Source organism: Tabrizicola sp., from assembly GCF_034366665.1.
Taxonomy (GTDB): Bacteria; Pseudomonadota; Alphaproteobacteria; order Rhodobacterales; family Rhodobacteraceae; genus Tabrizicola.
Genome location: NZ_JAXMMF010000110.1, coordinates 69710 through 91247 on the forward strand (window position 1 = coordinate 69710; position 21538 = coordinate 91247).

General features: G+C 65.6%; 25 protein-coding genes. 19 read left to right on the forward strand and 6 right to left on the reverse strand.

Going from position 1 to position 21538, the window contains the following annotated elements; genetic code table 11:
• Positions 1-50: 50 nt before the first annotated feature.
• The 17 genes from U1E69_RS15540 (at position 51) to U1E69_RS15620 (ending at position 13643) form a co-directional block, all read left to right on the forward strand.
• Positions 51-1244: a phage major capsid protein gene (locus tag U1E69_RS15540; protein ID WP_305569697.1), complete on the forward strand. Its 1194-nt coding sequence runs from the start codon at positions 51-53 to the stop codon at positions 1242-1244.
• Positions 1245-1341: 97 nt separating this feature from the next.
• Complete coding sequence (locus U1E69_RS15545) at positions 1342-1941, forward strand: head-tail connector protein (protein ID WP_305569695.1); 600 nt, start codon at positions 1342-1344, stop codon at positions 1939-1941.
• Positions 1942-1952: 11 nt separating this feature from the next.
• Positions 1953-2291, forward strand: a complete 339-nt coding sequence (locus U1E69_RS15550; protein WP_305569738.1) for a head-tail adaptor protein — start codon at positions 1953-1955, stop codon at positions 2289-2291.
• Complete coding sequence (locus U1E69_RS15555; RefSeq protein WP_305569693.1) at positions 2288-2683, forward strand: DUF3168 domain-containing protein; 396 nt, start codon at positions 2288-2290, stop codon at positions 2681-2683. Before U1E69_RS15550 ends, U1E69_RS15555 begins: the two co-directional genes overlap by 4 nt.
• A 96-nt stretch (positions 2684-2779) precedes the next feature.
• A complete protein-coding gene (locus U1E69_RS15560) occupies positions 2780-3193 on the forward strand; it encodes a phage major tail protein, TP901-1 family (protein WP_305569844.1) in 414 nt (137 codons plus the stop codon).
• Entirely contained in the window at positions 3193-3513 is a 321-nt protein-coding gene (locus tag U1E69_RS15565) for a gene transfer agent family protein (RefSeq protein ID WP_305569846.1), read from the forward strand. The genes U1E69_RS15560 and U1E69_RS15565 overlap by 1 nt, the downstream gene beginning before the upstream one ends.
• Positions 3510-3764, forward strand: a complete 255-nt coding sequence (locus U1E69_RS15570; RefSeq protein WP_305569848.1) for a rcc01693 family protein — start codon at positions 3510-3512, stop codon at positions 3762-3764. The genes U1E69_RS15565 and U1E69_RS15570 overlap by 4 nt, the downstream gene beginning before the upstream one ends.
• Positions 3721-4371, forward strand: a complete 651-nt coding sequence (locus tag U1E69_RS15575) for a phage tail tape measure protein (protein ID WP_305569850.1) — start codon at positions 3721-3723, stop codon at positions 4369-4371. Before U1E69_RS15570 ends, U1E69_RS15575 begins: the two co-directional genes overlap by 44 nt.
• Before the next feature lie 9 nt (positions 4372-4380).
• Positions 4381-5013 carry a DUF2460 domain-containing protein gene (locus tag U1E69_RS15580; RefSeq protein ID WP_305569852.1) on the forward strand — a complete coding sequence of 211 codons (633 nt, stop codon included), beginning with the start codon at positions 4381-4383 and terminating at the stop codon, positions 5011-5013.
• A complete protein-coding gene (locus tag U1E69_RS15585; protein WP_305569854.1) occupies positions 5010-5915 on the forward strand; it encodes a DUF2163 domain-containing protein in 906 nt (301 codons plus the stop codon). The genes U1E69_RS15580 and U1E69_RS15585 overlap by 4 nt, the downstream gene beginning before the upstream one ends.
• On the forward strand, positions 5912-6352 hold the full coding sequence (locus tag U1E69_RS15590; protein WP_305569856.1) for an NlpC/P60 family protein: 441 nt from the start codon (positions 5912-5914) through the stop codon (positions 6350-6352). Before U1E69_RS15585 ends, U1E69_RS15590 begins: the two co-directional genes overlap by 4 nt.
• Positions 6353-6355: 3 nt before the next feature.
• The gene (locus tag U1E69_RS15595) at positions 6356-10249 is read left to right on the forward strand and encodes a baseplate multidomain protein megatron (protein WP_305569858.1); all 3894 of its coding nucleotides are present in this window, start codon (positions 6356-6358) and stop codon (positions 10247-10249) included.
• Between the two features lies 1 nt (position 10250).
• On the forward strand, positions 10251-10556 hold the full coding sequence (locus U1E69_RS15600) for a hypothetical protein (RefSeq protein ID WP_305569860.1): 306 nt from the start codon (positions 10251-10253) through the stop codon (positions 10554-10556).
• A gap of 55 nt (positions 10557-10611) precedes the next feature.
• Positions 10612-11418: a serine O-acetyltransferase gene (cysE, locus tag U1E69_RS15605; protein ID WP_305569862.1), complete on the forward strand. Its 807-nt coding sequence runs from the start codon at positions 10612-10614 to the stop codon at positions 11416-11418.
• A gap of 43 nt (positions 11419-11461) precedes the next feature.
• Positions 11462-12070, forward strand: a complete 609-nt coding sequence (locus U1E69_RS15610) for a lysophospholipid acyltransferase family protein (protein WP_305569870.1) — start codon at positions 11462-11464, stop codon at positions 12068-12070.
• Positions 12067-13008, forward strand: a complete 942-nt coding sequence (locus U1E69_RS15615; protein WP_305569864.1) for a phosphatidate cytidylyltransferase — start codon at positions 12067-12069, stop codon at positions 13006-13008. Before U1E69_RS15610 ends, U1E69_RS15615 begins: the two co-directional genes overlap by 4 nt.
• Positions 13005-13643 carry a CDP-alcohol phosphatidyltransferase family protein gene (locus U1E69_RS15620; protein WP_305569866.1) on the forward strand — a complete coding sequence of 213 codons (639 nt, stop codon included), beginning with the start codon at positions 13005-13007 and terminating at the stop codon, positions 13641-13643. The genes U1E69_RS15615 and U1E69_RS15620 overlap by 4 nt, the downstream gene beginning before the upstream one ends.
• An 86-nt stretch (positions 13644-13729) precedes the next feature.
• On the opposite strand, the gene U1E69_RS15625 is transcribed toward U1E69_RS15620, so the two are convergent.
• From U1E69_RS15625 to U1E69_RS15650, 6 genes are all read right to left on the reverse strand, one after another.
• On the reverse strand, positions 13730-15064 hold the full coding sequence (locus U1E69_RS15625) for a pyruvate dehydrogenase complex dihydrolipoamide acetyltransferase (protein ID WP_322245310.1): 1335 nt from the start codon (positions 15062-15064) through the stop codon (positions 13730-13732).
• A gap of 9 nt (positions 15065-15073) precedes the next feature.
• Complete coding sequence (locus U1E69_RS15630) at positions 15074-16441, reverse strand: pyruvate dehydrogenase complex E1 component subunit beta (protein WP_305570625.1); 1368 nt, start codon at positions 16439-16441, stop codon at positions 15074-15076.
• A gap of 12 nt (positions 16442-16453) precedes the next feature.
• Entirely contained in the window at positions 16454-17440 is a 987-nt protein-coding gene (gene pdhA, locus U1E69_RS15635; RefSeq protein ID WP_305570623.1) for a pyruvate dehydrogenase (acetyl-transferring) E1 component subunit alpha, read from the reverse strand.
• 126 nt (positions 17441-17566) lie between these two features.
• Positions 17567-17881, reverse strand: coding sequence for an FtsB family cell division protein (locus U1E69_RS15640; protein ID WP_305570621.1), 315 nt, complete (start codon positions 17879-17881; stop codon positions 17567-17569).
• 112 nt (positions 17882-17993) lie between these two features.
• Complete coding sequence (locus tag U1E69_RS15645) at positions 17994-18884, reverse strand: fructose bisphosphate aldolase (RefSeq protein WP_305570619.1); 891 nt, start codon at positions 18882-18884, stop codon at positions 17994-17996.
• 52 nt (positions 18885-18936) lie between these two features.
• Positions 18937-20127, reverse strand: a complete 1191-nt coding sequence (locus U1E69_RS15650) for a phosphoglycerate kinase (protein ID WP_305570617.1) — start codon at positions 20125-20127, stop codon at positions 18937-18939.
• Positions 20128-20262: 135 nt separating this feature from the next.
• Between U1E69_RS15650 and U1E69_RS15655 the strand changes: the two genes are divergently transcribed.
• Together U1E69_RS15655 and U1E69_RS15660 are read left to right on the forward strand one after the other, a co-directional pair.
• On the forward strand, positions 20263-20775 hold the full coding sequence (locus tag U1E69_RS15655; protein WP_305570615.1) for a peptidylprolyl isomerase: 513 nt from the start codon (positions 20263-20265) through the stop codon (positions 20773-20775).
• Complete coding sequence (locus U1E69_RS15660; RefSeq protein ID WP_322245311.1) at positions 20762-21358, forward strand: peptidylprolyl isomerase; 597 nt, start codon at positions 20762-20764, stop codon at positions 21356-21358. The genes U1E69_RS15655 and U1E69_RS15660 overlap by 14 nt, the downstream gene beginning before the upstream one ends.
• The last annotated feature ends 180 nt before the right edge of the window (positions 21359-21538 follow it).

Genomic DNA, 21538 nt, shown 5'->3' on the forward strand with positions numbered 1-21538 from the left:
AGGCACCCAACGATGCTTCGCTTCTGAGTGCAACCAAAAGGGACGCGACGATGACCGAGAGAGAGACTCGAGCCGGGGAAGATTTGCCCCAGGCCCGGACGGCTGCGGAAGTGAAGGCAGCCGTCTCCGGGTTCTTGAAGGAATTCAAGGGCTTTCAGGACGAAGTGAAATCGACGTTGAAACAACAGGAAGAGCGACTGACCATGTTGAACGCAAAGACCATGACTTACGGGCGCCCGGCACTGTCGGCGCAAACCGATGCCGGCGCGCCGCACCAGAAGGCGTTCGACGCCTATCTGCGGTCGGGCGATGACGATGGCCTGCGCGGCTTGGTGCTGGAGGGCAAGGCGATGTCCAGCGCGGTGGCGGCGGATGGTGGCTATCTGGTCGATCCGCAGACGGCGGACCGGATCCGGTCGATGCTGTTCGCGACCTCGAGCTTGCGGTCGATCGCCAATGTCGTGCAGGTCGAGGCGACCTCGTTCGATGTGATCGTCGACCGTTCGGAAGTGGGTTCGGGCTGGGCCACCGAAGCCGCCTCGACCACCGAGACCGCGACCCCGGTGATCGAGCGCATCTCGATCAAGCTGCACGAACTGGCGGCGATGCCCAAGGCCAGCCAGCGCCTGCTGGACGACAGCGCCTTTGACGTGGAAGGCTGGCTGGCCGAGAAGATCGCGACCCGCTTCATCCGTGCCGAGGCTGCCGCCTTTATCAACGGCGACGGTGTGGACAAGCCGAAGGGCATCCTGCTGCCGGCCAAGGTGGCGAACGCGTCCTGGACCTGGGGCAGCCTTGGCTACATCCCCACCGGTGCTGCGGCGGATTTTGCCGCGACCAACGCCGTCGATTGCATCGTCAATCTGGTCTATGCGCTGGGCGCCGATTACCGCGCCAACGCGGCTTTCGTGATGAATTCGAAGACCGTGGGTGCGGTGCGCAAGATGAAGGACGCGGACGGCCGCTTCATGTGGTCGGATGGCCTGGCGGCGAACGAGCCGGCGCGTCTGATGGGCTATCCGGTGCTGGTTTCGGAAGACATGCCGGATGTGGGGGCGAACACCTATCCGATCGCCTTTGGGGATTTCCGCGCTGCCTATACGATTGCGGAACGCCCGGACCTGCGCATCCTGCGCGACCCGTTCTCGGCCAAGCCCAATGTCCTCTTTTACGCCAACAAGCGCGTGGGCGGCGACATCACCGACTATTCGGCGATCAAGCTTTTGAAGGTCGCGGTGTCCTGACCGCGTCCCGGCCCCCCGCAAGCGGGGCCGGGGATTTGGACGCGCGCCGGGTGCGCGCGTCCGGCTTTTCCATAGTCTGGCGACCGGAGTGCATGACATGATGTTGACCGAAGAAACCACGGTGCCGGGGGCGGCGCTGCCGGTTCAGGACTTGAAGGACCATTTGCGCCTGGGCTCGGGGTTTTCCGACGGCAGCATCCAGGATGCGCTGTTGGAAAGCTACCTGCGGGCGGCGCTGGCGGCGATCGAGGCGCGGATCGGCAAGATGCTGTATCAGCGGCGGTTCCGCTGGGTGCTGGACTGCTGGCGCGATGGCGACGAGCAGGCGCTGCCGGTAGCACCGGTCAGCGGGATCGTGAGCGTGACGCTGGTGGATGTGGCGGCGGCGGAAACGCTGGTGCCGGCGGCGGCGTATCGGTTGATCCCGGATCTGCACCGCCCGCGGCTGGCCGGGAAGGGCACGGCGCTGCCGACGATCCCCTCGTCGGGGATGGTGAAGGTGGTGTTTGACGCAGGCTTTGGCGCAGGCTGGGCCGATGTGCCGGCAGATCTGCGCCAGGCGGTGCTGCTGCTGGCGGCGGAGTTTTACGAGCATCGGCATGACGACAACACGCAGGCGGCGGGGCTGCCGTTCGGGGTGGTGACGCTGATCGAGCGCTGGCGGACGGTGCGGATATTGGGCGGGGGCCGGGCATGAGCGGGTTGGGCATGAAGGCGCCCGATCTGAACCGGGCGCTGGTGCTGGAGGGCGCGGTGCGCGTCAGCGACGGCGCGGGCGGCTACGCGGAAAGCTGGGCGGCGCTCGGGACGCTATGGGCGGCGGTGCTGCCCGGATCGGGGCGGGATGTGCCGGGCGAGGAGGTGACGCTTGCCTCGGTGCCCTACCGGATCGTGGTCAGGGGCGCGCCTCATGGGGCGGTGTCGCGGCCAAAGCCCGAGCAGCGGTTCCGCGAAGGCGCGCGGCTGTTCACCATTCTGGCGGTGACGGAGCGTGACCCGGTCGGGCGCTACCTGACCTGCTTTGCACGCGAGGAGGTGCCGACATGAGTTACGGTGGAGCGGCCGCGCTGCAGGGTGCGGTCTATCAGGCGCTGACGGTGTTTCCCGCACTGGCGGGGGTGGCGATCTTTGACGCCGTGCCGCCGGGGGTGACGGGGACGTTCGTCCTGATCGGGCCGGAGGAGGCGCGGGACCAGTCCGACAAATCGGGCGCGGGGGCCGAGCACCTGATGGTGATCAGCGTGATCAGCGATGCCACCGGGTTTCTGGCGCTGAAGACGGTGGCGGCGGCGATTTCGGACGCGCTGATCGGGGCGCCCCTGGGGCTGACGCGGGGGCAGTTGGTGAGCCTTTACTTCGTGCGCGCCAGTGCCCGGCGAATTTCCGAGGGCGAGACGCGGCGGATCGACCTGACCTTCCGGGCGCGGGTGCAGGTCTAGGGCGGGAAATGCCCCCCCCACCCCCAGCCCCTCCCCACGAGGGGGAGGGGAGGCGCCCAGTGGCGAACAATCAACTTTCTCAGACGGAGAACGGACATGGCTGTGCAAAGCGGCAAGGATCTGCTGATCAAGATCGACCAGACCGGGGATGGGCAGTTTGTCACCATCGCCGGCTTGCGGGCGACGCGGATCAGTTTCAACACGGAATCGGTCGACGTGACGAGCCTCGAAAGCCAGGGCGGGTGGCGTGAGCTGTTGGCCGGGGCGGGGGTGAAGTCGGCGGCGATCTCGGGCTCGGGGGTGTTTCGCGACGCCAACACCGACGAGCGCGCGCGGCAGATCTTCTTTGACGGAGAAATCCCGCGCTTTCAGGTGGTTATCCCGAGTTTCGGGGTGATCGAGGGGCTCTTTCAACTGACCTCGATCGACTATGCGGGCAGCCATAATGACGAGGCGAGTTACGAGATGTCGATGGCCTCGGCGGGGCCGCTGACGTTCACGGCGCTTTGATGGCGAACCCTTGGACAGGGGAGGTGGCGATCTGGCTGGATGGCCAGCGCCATGTCGCCAAGCTGACCCTTGGGGCGCTGGCCGAGCTGGAGACGGCGCTGGAGACCGGCACGCTGATCGATCTGGTGGAGCGGTTCGAGGGCGGGCGGTTTTCGACGCGCGACGTGCTGGCGCTGATCGTCGCCGGTTTGAGGGGTGGCGGCTGGCAGGGGACGGCGGCGGATCTGCGCACGGTCGAGATCGGCGGCGGTCCGGTCGAGGCCTCGCGCGCGGCGGCGGAGTTGCTGGCGCGGGCGTTTTCGGTGCCGGGCGAGGGATGAGCGGCATCGGCGGCACCATGATCGACTGGCGCGGTCTGATGACCGCCGGGCTGCACGGCCTTGGGTTGGAGCCGGCGGTCTTCTGGCGGCTGACCCCGGTGGAACTGCGGATCATGCTGGGGGCGGGCGAGGCTGGCCCGCCCCTGACGCGTGCGCGGCTGGCCGAACTGGCGGCGGCGTTTCCCGATGTGAGGAAGGGTGAAAGCGATGGCGGATATCAACGCGATGCAGGACCAGTTGACAGCGCTTGAGGCGCAACTGGGATCGTCGGCCACGATGGTGGCTGCGTTTGACGGCGAGTTGGCGCGGATGCGGGAGACGATGATCTTTACCGGGCGCGAGGTGAACACGCTGTCCAGCGGGATTTCCGGCGGCCTGAGCAAGGCATTCAACGGGCTGGTGTTCGACGGAATGAAGCTGAACGACGCGCTGAAATCGGTCGCGAATACGATCGTCGACTCGGTCTATTCGATCGCGATGAAGCCGGTCACGGGCGCGCTGGGCGGGCTTTTGGCACAAGGCGTTTCGGGGGCGATGGGGTCGCTGATGCCGTTCGCCAATGGCGGGGCGTTCACCCAGGGCAAGGTGATGCCGTTTGCCAAGGGCGGGGTGGTGTCGCAGCCGTCCAGTTTTCCGATGCGGGGCGGGCGCGGGCTGATGGGCGAGGCGGGGCCGGAGGCGATCATGCCGCTGGCGCGCGGGCCGGATGGGAAATTGGGTGTGCAGGCCGGGGGCGGGCGGGCGGTGAGCGTGGTGATGAACATCACGACGCCCGATGTGCAGGGCTTTCAGCGCAGCCAGAGCCAGGTGGCGGCGCAGGTCAGCCGGGCGCTGGCGCGTGGGCAACGGAACCGGTGAGGGAAGATCATGGCATTTCACGAAATACGCTTTCCCGCAAACCTGAGCTTCGGGTCGGTTGGCGGGCCGGAGCGGCGCACCGAAGTGGTGACGCTGGCCAACGGGTTCGAGGAGCGCAACACGCCCTGGGCCCATTCGCGCAGGCGGTATGACGCGGGTGTGGGGCTGCGGTCGCTGGACGATGTGGAAACGCTGATCGCGTTTTTCGAGGCGCGGGCCGGGCAGTTGCACGGGTTTCGCTGGAAGGACTGGTCGGATTACAAATCCTGCCCGGCATCGCGCAGCCTGTCGCCGCTGGACCAGTTGATCGGAACCGGGGATGGGGTGGCGACGGTCTTTGCGCTGCAAAAGACCTATGCTTCGGGCCTGGAAAGCTATGTGCGCCCGATCCTGAAGCCGGTGGTGGGGTCGGTTCTGGTGGCGGTGTCGGACGATCAGAAGATCGAAAGCCTTGAGTTCGCGGTGAATTACCAGACGGGTGCGATCACGTTTGTGGTTGCGCCGGAGGTTGGCACGCGGATCACGGCGGGGTTCGAGTTCGACGTGCCGGTGCGGTTTGACACCGACGGCATCCAGACCTCGGTCGCGTCGTTTCAGGCGGGCGACGTGCCGACGGTGCCGGTGGTGGAGATCCGGCTGTGAGCGCGGCAGCGCTTTACGCGCATCTGGGCAGCGGGGCGACCACGGTTTGCCGGGCGTGGACCGTGGTGCGCGCGGACGGAACGGTGCTTGGGTTCACCGACCATGACCGCGATCTGGTGATCGAAGGCGTGGTGTGCCGCGCCGACACAGGCATGACGGCGCGGGCGTTGCAGCAGACCACGGGCCTGTCGGTTGACAACAGCGAGGCGGTTGGCGCGCTGAGCGACGCGTCGGTGACGGAAGCGGACCTGCTGGCCGGGCGCTATGACGGGGCCGAGGTGCGGGCCTGGCTGGTGAACTGGGCCAGTCCTGACGAGCGGGTGGAGCAGTTTCGCGGCGCGCTGGGCGAAATCGTGCGGGCGGGCGGAAGTTTCCGGGCCGAGTTGCGGGGATTGAGCGATGCATTGAACCGGCCGCAGGGCTTTGCCTACCAGTCGGGCTGTTCGGCTGTTCTGGGTGATGGCCGCTGCCGGTTCGACACGGCGCAACCTGGATATTTTTCACAGCGCATCGTTGAGGCGGTCGAGGACGCGCGCAGTTTCCGCTTTGACAGCTTTGCCGGGTTTGATGACCGGTGGTTCGAGTATGGCCGCTTCGAGGTGCTGAGCGGGCCCGCCGCAGGCCTTGTCGGCGTGGTGCGGGTGGACCGGCAAGAGGGGGCGGGCAGGCGGATCGAATTGTGGCAGTCGATCCCGGCAAAGATTGCGGCGGGTGACAGCGTTCGCATCGTTGCCGGCTGCAACAAGGCAGCAGAGATCTGCCGCACAAAGTTCGCAAATTTCATGAACTTCCGAGGATTTCCTCATATTCCGGGTGAAGATTGGCTGGCATCCTACCCGGTGTCCGGCAGCGCCAAGACCGGTGGAAGCCTGGTGCGGCAGACCTTCGGATCGACCCCATGACGGGGCCTGATCGCGTGGTGGCCGAGGCACGGAGCTGGATCGGCACGCCCTACCTGCACCAGGCCAGCACCAAGGGGGCTGGCACCGATTGCCTTGGCCTTTTGCGCGGCATCTGGCGGGCGTTGCAGGGGGTCGAGCCTGAACCGGTGCCGCCCTACACCGCTGACTGGGCCGAGCCTGACCACCGCGAGGTGTTGCTGGAGGCCGCGGCTCGGTTGCTGCTGCGCAAGCCGGATGGCGCGGCGGACCGGGGTGACGTGCTGGTGTTCCGGATGCGGACGGGCAGCATTGCCAAACATCTGGGAATACAATCGCAAACCGGGGCAGAACCCCGTTTCATCCATGCCTACACCGACCACGGTGTCGTCGAAAGCCCGCTGTCCCAGCCTTGGGAACGGCGGATCGCGGCACGTTTCGCCTTTCCCAAAGGAGCCTGATCTATGGCCACTCTTCTTTTGTCTGCGGCCGGTGCGGCCATCGGGTCCGGCTTTGGCGGTGCGGTTCTTGGCCTGTCTGGTGCGGTGATCGGCCGGGCGGTCGGGGCGACGCTGGGCCGGGTGATCGACCAGCGGATCCTTGGGGCGGGCTCGGACCCGGTGGATGTCGGACGGTTGGACAGGTTGCGGCTGACCGGGGCGGGCGAAGGCGCGGCCATCGGCCAGGTGTGGGGCCGGATGCGGCTGCCGGGGCAGGTGATCTGGGCGACGCAGTTCAGCGAATCCGTGCAGCGGCGGCGCAGCGGAAAAGGCGCGCCAAAGCCGCAAGTGAATGAATACAGCTATTCCGTCAGCCTTGCGATCGCGCTTTGTGAGGGCGAAATCCTGCGGGTCGGGCGGATCTGGGCGGATGGCAATGAAATCTCGCCCCGCGATCTGAACCTGCGGGTCTATGTGGGCAGCGAGGCGCAGATGCCCGACCCCAAGATCGAGGCGGTCGAGGGTGCCGGGCAGGCACCCGCCTATCGCGGTCTGGCCTATGTGGTGATCGAGGATCTGGAGTTGGCGGCCTATGGCAACCGTGTGCCGCAGTTCAACTTTGAAGTCATGCGCGCCGCTCAGGGACCGTCGGTTGACCCCTCGGCGACGCTGAACGGGGCGGTTCGTGCGGTTGCACTTATTCCGGGGACGGGGGAATACGGCCTGGCGACGACGCCGGTGCATTATGCCGAAGCGCCGGGCCGGAACCGGACCGCGAACGTCCATTCGCCGTCCGGGTTGACCGATTTTGCGACCAGTCTGGAGCAGTTGGGCGAAGAGTTGCCAGGGTGCGGATCGGTTTCGGTGATCGTATCCTGGTTTGGTGACGATCTTCGCTGCGGATCATGCACGGTGCGGCCAAAGGTTGAGCAGACAATACGGGACGGTGTGGGGATGGCGTGGCGCTCGGGGGGCATTGCGCGGTCGGCTGCGGTCGAGGTGCCGAAGGTCGACGGGCGGTCGGTCTATGGCGGCACCCCGGCGGATGCCTCGGTGATCGAGGCGATCCGGGCGATCAAGGCCAAGGGTCAGGAGGCGATGATCTATCCCTTCATGTTGATGGATCAGCTTGGCGGCAACAGTCTGCCCGATCCTTGGAGCGGGTCTGTCGGTCAGCCCGCCCTGCCTTGGCGCGGACGGGTGACGCTGTCGGTGGCCCCCGGGCAAGCGGGCACGCCAGACCGCACCGCCGCCGCAACAACCGAGGTGGCCGCGTTTTTCGGCACCGCACAGCCCGCGCACTTCAGCGCGGCAGGCGATGTGATCAGCTATTCCGGGCCGAACGAATGGAGTTATCGGCGGTTCATCCTGCACAACGCGAAACTTTGCGCCGTGGCCGGTGGGGTTGACGCGTTCTGCATCGGATCGGAAATGCGGTCGCTGACCCAGATCCGGGGCGCGGCGGATGCGTTCCCGGCGGTGCAGGCGCTCAGGTCGCTTGCCGCCGATGTACGCACCATCCTCGGGCCGACGGTCAAGATCAGCTATGCGGCCGACTGGTCCGAGTATTTCGGCTATCACACTGGGGCAGATGTGTATTTCCATCTTGATCCCTTGTGGGCCGATGCCAACATCGACTTCGTTGCGATCGACAACTACATGCCCGCTTCGGATTGGCGTGACGGGGACGACCACGCGGATGCGGCCTGGGGCTCGATCTACAACCTTGCCTACCTCAAGGCGAACATCACCGGCGGCGAGGGTGGCGACTGGTTTTACGACAGCCCCGAAGGCGAGGCGGCGCAACGTCGCTTGCCGATCAGCGATGGCGCGTATGGCGAGCCGTGGGTGTTTCGCTACAAGGATCTGAAATCCTGGTGGTCGAACGCGCATTTCGACCGGCCGGGCGGGGTGCGCGCAGCGCAACCGACGGCGTGGGTGCCGCAATCAAAGCCGTTCCGGTTCACCGAATATGGCTGTGCAGCAGTAGACAAGGGCACCAACCAGCCGAACCGTTTCATCGACGCCAAATCTTCGGAATCCGGGTTGCCGAAGTATTCAAGCGGCCGCCGTGATGACCTTGTCCAGATGCAGTATCTGCTGGCGATGGCGGAGTTCTGGGCGGATCCCGCAAACAACCCGGTCTCGCCGCTTTATGGGGCCGGGATGGTTGACATGGACCGCGCCCATGTCTGGGCGTGGGACGCGCGACCGTTCCCGGAGTTTCCCGGCCAGACCGAAATCTGGAGCGACGGCGGCAACTATTCGCGCGGACATTGGCTGAACGGGCGGGCGACAAACCAGCCCTTGGCTACGGTCGTGCGGGAAATCTGCGCCGCTTCGGGCATCACGACGGTGGATGTCGACGCGCTTTACGGGTTGGTCCGCGGTTATCTGCAAAGCGACGTGTCGACGGCCCGCGCGGCGCTGCAGCCGCTGATGCTGACGCTTGGGTTCGATGTGGTCGAACGCGACGGCGTGCTGCAGTTCCGCAACCGGACCGGCAGGATCAGCGTCGAGATCACGCCTGACGAGCTTGCCGTGGTCAGCGACCTTGATGGCACGTTCGAGACGGCTCGCGGGTCCGAGGCCGAGACAGCGGGGCAAGTGCGGCTTGGGTATGTCGATGCGCAGGGCAGCTACGAGGTGCGCAGCGTGGAAGGGCGTTTTCCCGACGAAGACGCCCGCGGCGTTTCGCAGACCGACATCGCGATTGCACTGACCAAGGCGGATGGCCGCGCCACCGTGGAACGGTGGTTGGCCGAGGCCCGGGTTGCCCGCGACAGCGCGCGGTTCGCCTTGCCAAAATCGCGGCTGGCCGTGGGGGCGGGCGACGTGGTCGGCTATCTTGGCCGGCGTTACCGGGTGGACCGGGTGGACCAGGCCGAAGCGCAGGTGATTGATGCGGTCCGCGTCGAGCCCGGGCTTTATCTGCCGGGTGAAAGCGCCGAGGAAGACTATCGTTTGCGCCCCTTTGTGCCCCCGGTGCCGGTGTTGCCGTACTTTCTGGACCTGCCCTTGCTGACCGGTGACGAGGTTGCGCACGCCCCGCATATGGCGGTTGCGGCTTCGCCCTGGCCGGGTTCGGTGGCGGTCTGGTCGGCTGCCGAGGACGCGGGATACGAGTTGAACCGGCTGGTGGCGGCAGCCGCCGTGACCGGTGTCACCGAGTCGCCCCTGCCTGCCGCATCGCCGGGGCTATGGGATCGCGGCGCGCCGCTGCGCATCCGGCTTTCGGGCGGCACGCTGGCGTCGGCAAGTGAGCTTTCGGTGCTGAACGGTGCAAATGCGATGGCGATCGGTGACGGAAGCTCGGGCAACTGGGAGGTCTTTCAGTTCGCTGCGTCCCAGATCGTGGCGCCAGACACCTACGAGGTGAGCATGAGGTTGCGCGGGCAGCAAGGCACCGATGGCGTCATGCCGGCCGAATGGCCGGTTGGCAGCACGGTTGTCCTGCTGGATCTTGCGCTGATCCAGATCGACGTGCCGCTGTCGGCGCGCGGGCTTGCCCGGTACTACCGTATTGGCGGGGCTGCGCGGGGGGTTGACGATCCGAACGTGACGCTTCGGATCGAGGCATTCGACGGCATCGGTCTGCGGCCCTATCCGGTGTCGCATCTGCGGCAACGGACCGATGCAGGGAACGTCACGCTTGACTGGAAACGCAGGACCCGCATCGACGGTGACGGCTGGCAGGTTGTCGAGGTGCCGTTGGGCGAAGACGCAGAGGCCTATGTGCTGCGCATCCAGCAAGGACCGACGATCCGGGCGGAATACGCCAGTGCCGCACCGGGGTTCGTCTATTCCGCCGCGATGCAGGCTGCGGATGGGGTCGCGGGGCCATTCGACGTTGCGGTGGCGCAGGTTTCAAGCCGCTTTGGCCCTGGCCCATTTCGCGTCATCGCGGTTTCAGCATGACATGCGCACACCGCTTGCTGCCGACGTCCTGTTGCTGGCCCGGGCGTTGATGCCGCTTCCCTCGGCCCGGCGCATGCCCTACGCGAGGCGATTGATCCGCGAGGCGACCGAAGCGCAGATGCATTTCGAGGCGACACGCCGCTGCCACCCGACCTACGGCGATGGCAGCTTGATGGCCCGGGTTCTGTATCTGCGCCCAGTTGCGGAACCCGTTGCCAGCGACCCCGACTTTCTGGACGCGATATGCATCGCGGCGCAGGCTCTGCGGACACATTACAGGGCGCGATTGCCGACATCACAACTTTGAGGGTCGTCAGCGCCTTTTGATATGGTAAAAGAGGCCTGCAACAGGAGGCTTCAGCATGGCCGAGATCAAACCACGCGTTTCCAGCATTGATCCCGTCTGGCAGCGCGTCTGCGAAGAAGCCGTCGAGGCTATCCGCGCCGAACCGCTGCTTGGTGGCCTGATCCACTCGGGCCTTTTGCATCATTCGTCGATGGAGCGGGCGCTGGCGTACCGCTTTTCGATGAAGCTCGCCTCGGGCGAGATGAGCGAGCAGATCCTGCGCGAAATCGCGGATGAAGCCTATGCCAGCGACGCCGATCTGGGCGCCGCCGCACGGTCTGACCTGATGGCCGTCTACGAACGCGATCCGGCCTGCCACCGCTTCCTGCAGCCGATCCTCTTCTTCAAGGGATATCAGGCCATTCAGGCCTACCGTGTCGGGCATTGGCTGTGGCGCACTGGCCGGATCGACCTTGCGTATTTCGTGCAGATGCGCGTGTCCGAGGCGTTCGGCGTCGACATCCACCCCGCCGCCCGCGTCGGCAAGGGCATCATGATCGACCACGCCCACTCCATCGTCATTGGTGAAACGGCGGTGGTCGGGGACAATGTCTCGATGCTGCACTCGGTCACGCTTGGCGGCACCGGCAAGGAAGACGGTGACCGGCACCCGAAGATCGGTGATGGCGTGTTGATCGGCGCGGGGGCCAAGGTGCTGGGCAACATCACCGTCGGCCGCTGCTCGCGCATTGCGGCCGGTTCGGTGGTGCTGGAGGATGTGCCGCACAACACAACGGTCGCGGGCGTTCCGGCCCGGGTTGTCGGCAAGGCAGGCTGTGCTCAGCCGGCGCTGACCATGGATCAGATCCTGAAGTTGAAGTGACGCCGCGGTGAGCTTCAGCCTTCGCTCCCTGGCCGCCCGGGCGATGGGCGAGGCGATTTCGCTGTTTGCCCGGTTCATCACCGCGCCTCGCGCCATCTGGCAGGGGATCGCCCCCGAACCCGGCCAGCGCGTCTATTTTGCCAACCACAGTTCCAACGGCGACTTCGTCCTGATCTGGACAGTGTTGCCCGCCCCGCTGCGCCGCCAAACCCGTCCGGTGGCTGCGCTGGAGTACTGGCTTGCCTCCCCGTTGCGGGCGTTCATCGGGCGCGACGTCTTCAACGCCGTCCTGATCGACCGCCGCCCCGAGGCGCGCACCACTGACCCGGTTGATCAGATGGTCGCGGCGCTGGATCAGGGGACGTCACTGATCCTGTTTCCCGAAGGCAAGCGCAACGTCTCTGACGACCCCCTTCTTCCGTTCAAGTCCGGTTTGTTCCACCTGGCCCGCAGCCGGCCATCCGTTGATCTTGTGCCGGTCTGGATCGCCAACCTGAACAAGGTCATGCCGAAGGGAGAAGTCATTCCGGTTCCGCTGATCTGCACTCTCACCTTCGGCGCCCCCATCCGGATCCATGCGGGCGAGGCAAAGGATGCCTTCCTCGCCCGTGCCTCCGAGGCGCTGCTTGCCTTGGGCAGCCCTGCATCATGACCAGCCCGCACCTGATCTGGCTGCTTTCGGGCGTCGTGGTGATCCTGCTGGTCGCCTCGATCATCGGCACGCTCTTGCGGCAACGGCTCGGCGATGCGCCCAACCCCATGCTCGACAACCTGATCGCGCGCACCAACGCCTGGTGGGTGATGGTGATCCTGCTCGCCGTGGCGTTCCTTGCGGGCCGCACCGGCGTGATCCTGCTTTTTGCGCTTTGTTCCTTTGCGGCCCTGCGCGAGTTTCTCACCCTGACCACCCACTCGCGCGAAGATCACTGGTCACTTGTCGCCTGCTTCTTCCTGGTCCTGCCGCTGCAATATTACCTGGTGCTGATCGACTGGTACGGGCTCTATTCCGTGTTCATCCCGGTCTACGTGTTCCTCTTGCTGCCGGTCCTGTCGGCGCTGCGCGGCAACCCCAGGGATTTCCTCGTCCGCGTCTCCGAAACGCAGTGGGCGCTGATGGTCTGCGTCTTTTGCGTCAGCCACGTTCCTGCGATCCTGTCGCTGCAGATCCCGGGTTTCGAGGGTCGGAACGTCATCCTCATCGCCTATCTGATCTTCATCGTGCAACTTTCGGACGTGATGCAATATGTCTGGGGCAAGCTGATCGGCCGCACCCGAATTGCCCCCACCCTGTCGCCCTCCAAGACGTGGGAGGGGTTGCTCGGCGGCTCGCTTACCGCCACAGCCGTCGGCACGCTCCTGTGGTGGATGACGCCCTTCACCATGCTGCAGGCCATGGGGATCTGCCTTATCCTGACACTGATGGGTTTCCTCGGCGGCCTCGTCATGTCGGCAATCAAGCGCGACCGGGGGATCAAGGACTGGGGCCATCTCATCGCCGGGCATGGCGGGTTCATCGACCGGCTCGACAGCGTGATCTTCGCGGCACCGATCTTCTTTCACATCACCCGGTACGGCTGGTCCGTGACATGACAGACCGCGCCGAACCGCCATCCCGCCGCCCCCTGACCTCGCGCAATTCCCGTTGGGCAAAGGCGCTTGCCGTCAGGGCCGTCGCGCGGGGTCTCACCCCCAACCAGATCTCGCAGCTTTCCATCGCTTTCGCCGCACTTGGCGCTGCCAGCTATGCCGTGTCGCCCATTGGGCCCGGCGTCCTGCAATGGCTGATGCTGATCCTTGCCGCCGCCGCCTGCCAGGCACGGCTGGTGTACAACCTGATCGACGGAATGGTCGCCGTCGAAGGCGGGCAGGGCACCAAGGACGGCCCGTTCTGGAACGAAGCGCCGGACCGGCTCTCCGACCTCCTGCTGCTCGGCGGGGCCGGCATCGCGGCGGGCAACCCGGCGCTCGGGTTTCTGGCCGCCGCCCTTGCCATCGCCACCGCCTACATCCGTGAACTTGGCCGGGCCGAAGGCTTGCCACCGGATTTCTCCGGTCCGATGGCCAAGCCGCAGCGCATGGCCGCCTTGACCATCGGCACCGTGATCGCCGCCTTCACCGCGCCAGCCTGGTCCCTCTCCGCAACCCTCTGGCTGATCATCGCTGGCACCGCAATCACCGCCGCCCTGCGCTCCCGCCGCCTGATCCAGGCGCTCGACGCCAAATGAAAACAGGGGGCCGACCGACCCCCTGCTTGCTCTTTTCCAAAATACTCCAGGGGGGTGCGGGGGTCTGAAACCCCCGCTTCCGCCGGTCAGGCCAACAGCGCCATCGGGTTTTCCAGCCCCTCGATCACCGCCTTCAGGAACTCCGCCCCCAGGGCGCCGTCGATCACCCGGTGGTCCACCGACAGCGTCATCGACATCACCGTCGCCACGCCGATCGTGCCATCCGCCAGAACCACCGGCTTCTTCACGCCCGCGCCAACCGCCAGGATCGAGCCATGCGGCGGGTTGATCACCGCGTCAAAGTTCTCGATCCCCATCATGCCAAGGTTGGAAATCGCAAACGACCCGCCCTGATATTCATGCGGCGCCAGCTTCTTCGACTTTGCCCGCGCCGCCAGATCCTTCATCTCGGCCGACAGCGTCGACAGCGACTTCTTCTCGGCGTCGCGCAAGACCGGCGTGAACAGCCCGCCCTCCACCGCCACCGCAACCGCCACATCCGATGGTTTCAGCCGCAGGATCCGGTCACCCGCCCAGACGGCATTGGCGTTCGGCACCGCCTGCAACGCCGCCGCACAGGCCTTGATGATGAAGTCGTTGACCGACAGCTTCACGCCGCGCGCTTCAAGCTGCCTGTTCAAGGTCTCGCGGAACGTCATCAGCGCATCCAGCCGCACCTCGCGCCGCAGGTAGAAATGCGGGATGGTCTGCTTGGCCTCGGTCAGCCGCGCCGCAATCGTCCGCCGCATCCCGTCGAGCGTGATCTCCTCGAACGGACGGTCGGCATACATCTTCATCACGGTTTCCGCCGACATGCCGGCTGGCATCCCCGCAGCCGCCGGTTTCGCCGCAACCGGGGCCGCTGCCGCAAGGGCAGCCGCCGCAACCGGGGCCGCCGCAGGCTTCGCGCCTTCGACATCCGCCTTCACGATGCGCCCATGCGGGCCGGACCCGGCGACCGTCGTCAGGTCCAACCCCTTTTCCGCCGCGATCCGCCGCGCCAGTGGCGAGGCGAACACCCGCGCGCCGCCAGCCGCCACCGGGGCTGCGGGGGCAGGCGCCGCCGACACCGCCGCCGACACCGCCGCAGCCGCCGCCCCAGCAGCCGCCCCAGCAGCCACCGGGGCCGCCACCGGTGCCGATGCCTTCGCCGGGGCAGGGGCCGCGCTGAGGCTTTCGCCTTCCTCGACCATCACCGCGATGGGCGTGTTGACCTTGACGCCCGCCGTGCCTTCGGCGACCAGCAGCTTGCCGACGATCCCTTCGTCGACTGCCTCGAACTCCATCGTCGCCTTGTCGGTCTCGATCTCGGCCAGGATCTGGCCGGATTTGACCGCATCCCCCTCCTTGACCAGCCATTTCGCCAGCGTGCCTTCCTCCATCGTGGGGGACAGCGCGGGCATCAGGATTTCTACAGCCATTGCTTCACCTCACCGGTAGCAGACGGATTTGACAGCGGCGATCACCTCGGCGGTGGTCGTCAGCGCCAGCTTTTCAAGGTTGGCGGCATAGGGCATCGGCACGTCTTTCCCGGTGCAGTTGATCACCGGCGCATCCAGATAATCGAACGCCCGCTGCATCACGACCGCGCCGATGTGGTTGCCGATGGCCCCGACCGGAAAACCTTCTTCCACGGTCACGCAGCGGTTGGTCTTCATCACCGACGCCAGCACCGTGTCATAGTCGATCGGGCGCAGGGTGCGCAGGTTGATGACCTCGGCACTGATCCCTTCCTTCGCCAGCTCGTCCGCCGCCTGCAACGAATAGGTCAGGCCGATCCCGAACGACACGATGGTCACATCGCTGCCATCCCGCAGGATCGACGCCTTGCCGAACGGCACGGTAAAGTCCGGGTCGACCGGCACCTCGAAGCTGCGCCCGTAAAGGATCTCGTTCTCCAGAAACACCACCGGGTTCGGATCGCGGATCGCGGTCTTGAGCAACCCTTTCGCGTCCGCTGCCGAATAGGGCATGCACACCCGCAGGCCCGGAATGGCGGCATACCACGCCGCATAATCCTGGCTGTGCTGCGCGCCCACCCGTGCCGCCGCGCCGTTTGGCCCGCGGAACACCATCGGGCTGCCCATCTGGCCGCCCGACATGTACAGCGTCTTGGCCGCCGAGTTGATGATGTGGTCCATCGCCTGCATCGAGAAGTTGAAGGTCATGAACTCGACGATCGGCTTGAGGCCCCCCCAGGACGCCCCGACCCCGATCCCGGCAAAGCCCATCTCGGTGATCGGCGTGTCAACGACGCGCTTCGCCCCGAACTCGTCCAGAAGACCCTGGGAAATCTTGTAGGCCCCCTGATACTCGCCGACCTCCTCGCCCATCAGGAACACGGTCGGGTCGGCGCGCATCTCCTCGGCCATCGCCTCGCGCAGCGCCTCGCGCACCGTCATCGTCTTGGTCGGTCCCTCGGGCAGGTCCGAATGTGGCCAGCCCGAAACCGCCTTCGGCATTGCTGGCGCTGACGGAGCCGCCGCCGCTGCGACAGGCTGCTGCACCGCCACAGCCGCCGCCGCCGCAGGCTTCGGTGCGTCGGAAACGGTTTCCCCGGCCTCGACCAGCACCATGATCGGCGCGTTCACCTTCACGCCCGCCGTGCCTTCGGCGACGAGGATCTTGCCCACCGTGCCTTCATCCACCGCCTCGAACTCCATCGTGGCCTTGTCGGTCTCGATCTCGGCGATGATCTGGCCGGATTTGACCACATCGCCTTCCTTGACCATCCATTTCGCCAGCGTGCCCTCTTCCATCGTGGGCGACAGCGCCGGCATCAATACTTCGGTTGCCATGTGTCTCTCCCCTCAGGCGTAGATATCGGTCCAGAGTTCCTCCAGCGGAGGCTCCGGGCTGTCTTTGGCAAACTCGGCGCTCTCGTTGACGATCGCCTTGATGTCCTTGTCGATGGCCTTCAGCTCCTCGTCCGAGGCCAGCCCCGCCTGCAGCAGCAGGTCGCGCACATGTTCGATCGCGTCCTTTTCCGACCGCATCTTCTCCACCTCTTCGCGTGTCCGGTATTTCGCCGGGTCCGACATGGAATGGCCGCGGTAGCGGTAGGTCATCATCTCAAGGATATACGGCCCGTTCCCCGCCCGGCAGTGTGCCACGGCCTTCTCGCCCGCCGCCTTCACCGCCAGCACGTCCATCCCGTCGACCTGCTCGCCCGGGATGCCGTAGGCGATGCCACGCCCGAAGTAGGTGGTCGATTTGGTCGACCGCTTGACGCTCGTTCCCATCGCATAGCCGTTGTTTTCGATCACGAAGATCACCGGCAGCGCCCAAAGCTCGGCCATGTTGTAGGTCTCGTAGACCTGGCCCTGGTTGGCCGCGCCATCGCCGAAATAGGTGAAGGTCACGTTGTCATTGCCCAGATACTTGTCGGCAAAGGCCAGGCCTGCGCCGAGCGGCACCTGAGCGCCGACAATCCCGTGCCCACCGTAGAAATGTTTCTCTTTCGAGAACATGTGCATCGAGCCGCCCTTGCCCTTGGAGTATCCCCCGATGCGCCCCGTCAATTCCGCCATCACCCCCTTCGGGTCCATCCCGCAGGCCAGCATGTGGCCGTGGTCGCGGTAGCTGGTCACCCGCTTGTCGCCTTCCTTGGCCGCAGCCTCCAGGCCCACGACCACCGCCTCCTGCCCGATATACAGGTGGCAGAACCCCCCGATCAGGCCCATGCCGTAAAGCTGGCCCGCTTTTTCTTCAAAGCGGCGGATCAGCAGCATGTCACGGTAATATTGCAAAAGCTCGTCTTTCGAGACGTTCGGCCTTTCGGCTGGCTTCTTGGCCATCGGCATCCTCCCGGGCAAGATAGTTCAATGCTAAACTATCTGCAGCATAACGGAAAATACAGGGCGAAACAAGCCACAGGGCGCGGTGTTGCCACCCAAGGCCAGCGCAGCGCGTGGCGCAGGATGTCAGCGGATGACGATCTCGTCGGTGCGCAGATAGCCCAGAATGTCGCGGGCCTGCTGGTCCAGCAGGTCAAGATCAAGGAACGCATCCGACAAGCGCCGGGTAAGGTTGGTCATTTCCGCCAGATCGGCGGCCAGACGGTCGCGCTCTTCGGTCAGCACCTGCGCTTCGGCGGTAATCTCCACCCGGCGGAACAGGCCATAATCGCCCTGCACGGCGGCAAAGGTGAAATAGGCCCCCAGCATGAAGGCGAGGGCGAAATAGATCAACCCGCCCACGCCTTGCCGTGTCTGCGCCCGCGTCTGCGAAATCGTCATGCCTGCGGCCCCACCGCCCCTCTTGACCGGGGGCATGGCCGAATCATCGCATAACGTCAGGCCTTTGTGAATCCCGAAAACGCACCGGACTCAACGTGTTGAACGCCAGCCCTCAGGTGATCGAGGCGCGGTGGATGCTGTCGATCGCCGCCCCCAGTGCCGCGTCGAACTCCGCGTCCGACTGCTGCGCCGAAAGCCCCTCGGTCAGCGCGCGGCTGAAGCTGGCGATGATGCCGTGGTTCTGCGCCAGGATCTCGTTCGCCTTGTCGCGGCTATGCCCGCCCGACAGCGCCACCACCTTCAACACCTTCGGATGCGTCACCAAGGGCTTGTAGAAATTCGCCACCGTCGGCAACGACAGCTTCAGCATCACCTGGTCTCCCTCGGGCAGGTGATCCAGCGCCAGCAGGATTTCCTCCTGCAGCATCGCCTCGGCCTTTTCCTTGTCGGCGATGGAGATGGTGACCTCGGGCTCCAGAATCGGCATCAGCCCATGTGCCGCCACCTGACGACCGACATCGAACTGCTGGGCGACAATCGCCGCAATGCCCTTGCGGTTCGCGGCATTGACCACAGACCGTTCCTTGGTGCCGAAAATCCCTGCGTTCACCGCGCGCGCCAACAGCGTGTCCAGCCCCGGCATCGGCTTCATCAGTTGCACGCCGTCGGCCTCGGCCTCCAGCCCCTTGTCGATCTTCAGGAACGGCACGACATGGCGGTGCTTCCACAGGAATTCCGCCGTCGGGATGCCGTCGATATCGCGGTCCATCGTCTGCTCGAACAGGATCGCGCCGACCACCTTGTCGCCGGAAAAGGCCGGCGACCGGATGATCCGGCTCCGCATCGCGTGGATCATGTCATACATCGCCGCTTCGCCCGAATAGGCGGTCTCCGGCACGCCATACAGCTTCAGCGCCTTCGGGGTCGATCCGCCCGATTGGTCCAGCGCGGCGATGAAGCCCTTGCCGTTTCGCACCTGTTCGGTCATTTCAGCGTCAGCCATGTCCGTCTCCTGCTTGCTCTCGCGTCAGTGATAGTCCGGCACGGCGCTCGCCTCAACCCATCAGGGCCGCGACACCGGGCAATTCCTTGCCCTCCATCCACTCCAGAAACGCGCCCCCTGCGGTGGAGATAAAGGTGAAATCCTCGGCCGCCCCCGCCTGATTGAGCGCTGCCACCGTGTCACCGCCACCCGCCACGGAAATCAGCTTTCCCTCCCGCGTCAGCCGCGCGGCCGCCTTCGCCGCCGCATTGGTCGCCGCATCGAACGGCTCGATCTCGAAGGCACCCAAAGGCCCGTTCCAGATCAGGGTCTTGGCCCCCGCGAACACCGCCTCGATGGATGCCACCGTCTTTGGCCCCGCATCCAGGATCATCGCGTCCATCGGGCAATCGCGCACGCCGACCACATGGCTTTCCGCCCCGGCCTTGAAGTCGCGCGCCACCACCACATCGACCGGCAGATGGATCGAACACCCGGCCGTCTGCGCCTTGCGGTGAATTTCCCGCGCGGTTTCCGCCATCTCGCGTTCCGCCAGCGATTTGCCGACCTCGATCCCCTCGGCCACGAGGAAGGTGTTTGCCATCCCGCCACCGATCACCAGATGATCGACCTTGGTCACAAGGTTCGCCAAAAGCTCGATCTTGGTCGAAACCTTGGCGCCGCCCACCACCGCCACCACAGGCCGCTCCGGCTTGCCCAACGCCGCCTCCAGCGCGCGCAACTCGGCCTCCATCAACCGCCCCGCCGCCGCCGGCAACAGCCGCGCCAGCGCTTCGGTCGAGGCATGCGCCCGGTGCGCCGCCGAAAACGCATCGTTCACGTAAACGTCGCCCAAGGCCGCCATTTCCGCCGCAAGGGCCGGATCATTCGTCTCCTCGCCAGGCTTGAAGCGGGTGTTTTCCAGCAAGACCACCTCGCCCGCCCCGGCCCCGGCAATCGCCGTCGCCGCCACATCGCCCACACAATCGGCGGCAAACACCACCTTGCGCCCCAGCGACGCCGACAGCGCATCCACCAGATGCCCAAGGCTCATCGCCGGCACGACCTTGCCCTTCGGCCGGTCGAAATGCGCCAGCAGCACCACCTTGCCGCCCTTGGCGATGATCGCCTCGACCGTCGGCCTGATCTTGTCGATCCGGGTCATGTCGCTGACCACGCCCGCCTCCATCGGCACGTTGATGTCCACGCGGGTCAACACGGTCTTGCCGCTCAGGTCCAAGTCGTCCAGCGTGTTCCAGGCCATCGCAAATCTCCCCATCGGTCCACTTCGCTTTTGCCGCGCATATCACGGCCCCGTCAACCGATCACGACGGTTTGCCCTTCCCTTGGCCGGAACCCGCCATTACGGTCCGCGCGCAATGAAACCCGGAGGTGCCGCATGGCCGAGATCAAAGACCCCGAAAACACCATCATCCTCACGCTCAAAGACGGCGAAGTGGTGATCGAGCTTCTGGCCGATGTGGCCCCGAAGCACACCGAACGGATGAAGGCACTGGCCCGCGCCAAGGCCTATGACAACGTCTGCTTCCACCGCGTGATCGACGGATTCATGGCCCAGACCGGCGATGTGGCGAACGGCAACATGGAACAGAACTTCAACCTGCGCCGCGCTGGCACGGGCGGTTCCGACCATCCCGATCTGCCCGCCGAGTTTTCGAAACTGCCGCATGACCGTGGCACCATCGGCGCGGCCCGCTCGCAAAACCCGAACTCGGCCAACAGCCAGTTCTTCATCAACTTCTCCAACAACCACTTCCTGAACAATCAATACACCGTCTACGGCCGGGTGATTTCCGGGATGGAGCATGTCGACAAGATCACCCGGGGCGAGCCGCCAGCCAACCCCGACCGCATGATCACTGTCCGGGTGGCCGCCGATGTCCAGGCTTGATCGCATCCTTGCAGGCGGCCTCTTTGCCGCCGGTCTCGCGGTTGTCGTGGGCTACGGCGTGTCGCACTCCGCGCAGGCGCAAGACGCCACCGACGGCCCCGGCCCGAACCTGGTGATCGAGGTTGCCGGCACCGCCAACGGCACCGTCGTGATCGACCTGCTCCCGGACGTAGCGCCGCAGCACGTTGCGCAAGTTACCGCGCTCGCCACCGAAGGCGCCTATGACAACGTGGTGTTCCACCGCGTCATCGACGGCTTCATGGCGCAGACCGGCGATGTCGCGAACGGCAAGGCGGGCGGCGATCTGTCGATGGCCGGCATGGGCGGCTCCGACAAGCCCGACCTCCCGGCCGAGTTTTCGGACATCTCGTTCCAGCGCGGCATTGTCGGCATGGCCCGCAGCCAGGACCCGAACTCGGCCAACAGCCAGTTCTACATCATCTTCGATCCGGGCGATTTCCATGACGGCCAATACACCGACGTCGGTCGGGTGATCTCGGGGATGGAGGTGGTCGATGCCATCCAGCGCGGCGAACCGCCCGCAACCCCCGACGTGATGACCAGGGTCACCGTCCAGCCGTAACAAAAGGGGGCCGCGAGGCCCCCTTTTCATTCCAGCGTCACTTCCGCCACCTTGTCGGAATAGTCCTGTTGTGGCTTTCGCCCGAACAGCGACTTGATCCCCGCGATCAAGGACGAGGCGTTTTCCCAGATCTCCGCGCTGTCCAGATCCATCCGCATCAGCGCGATATCGGGGTCGTCC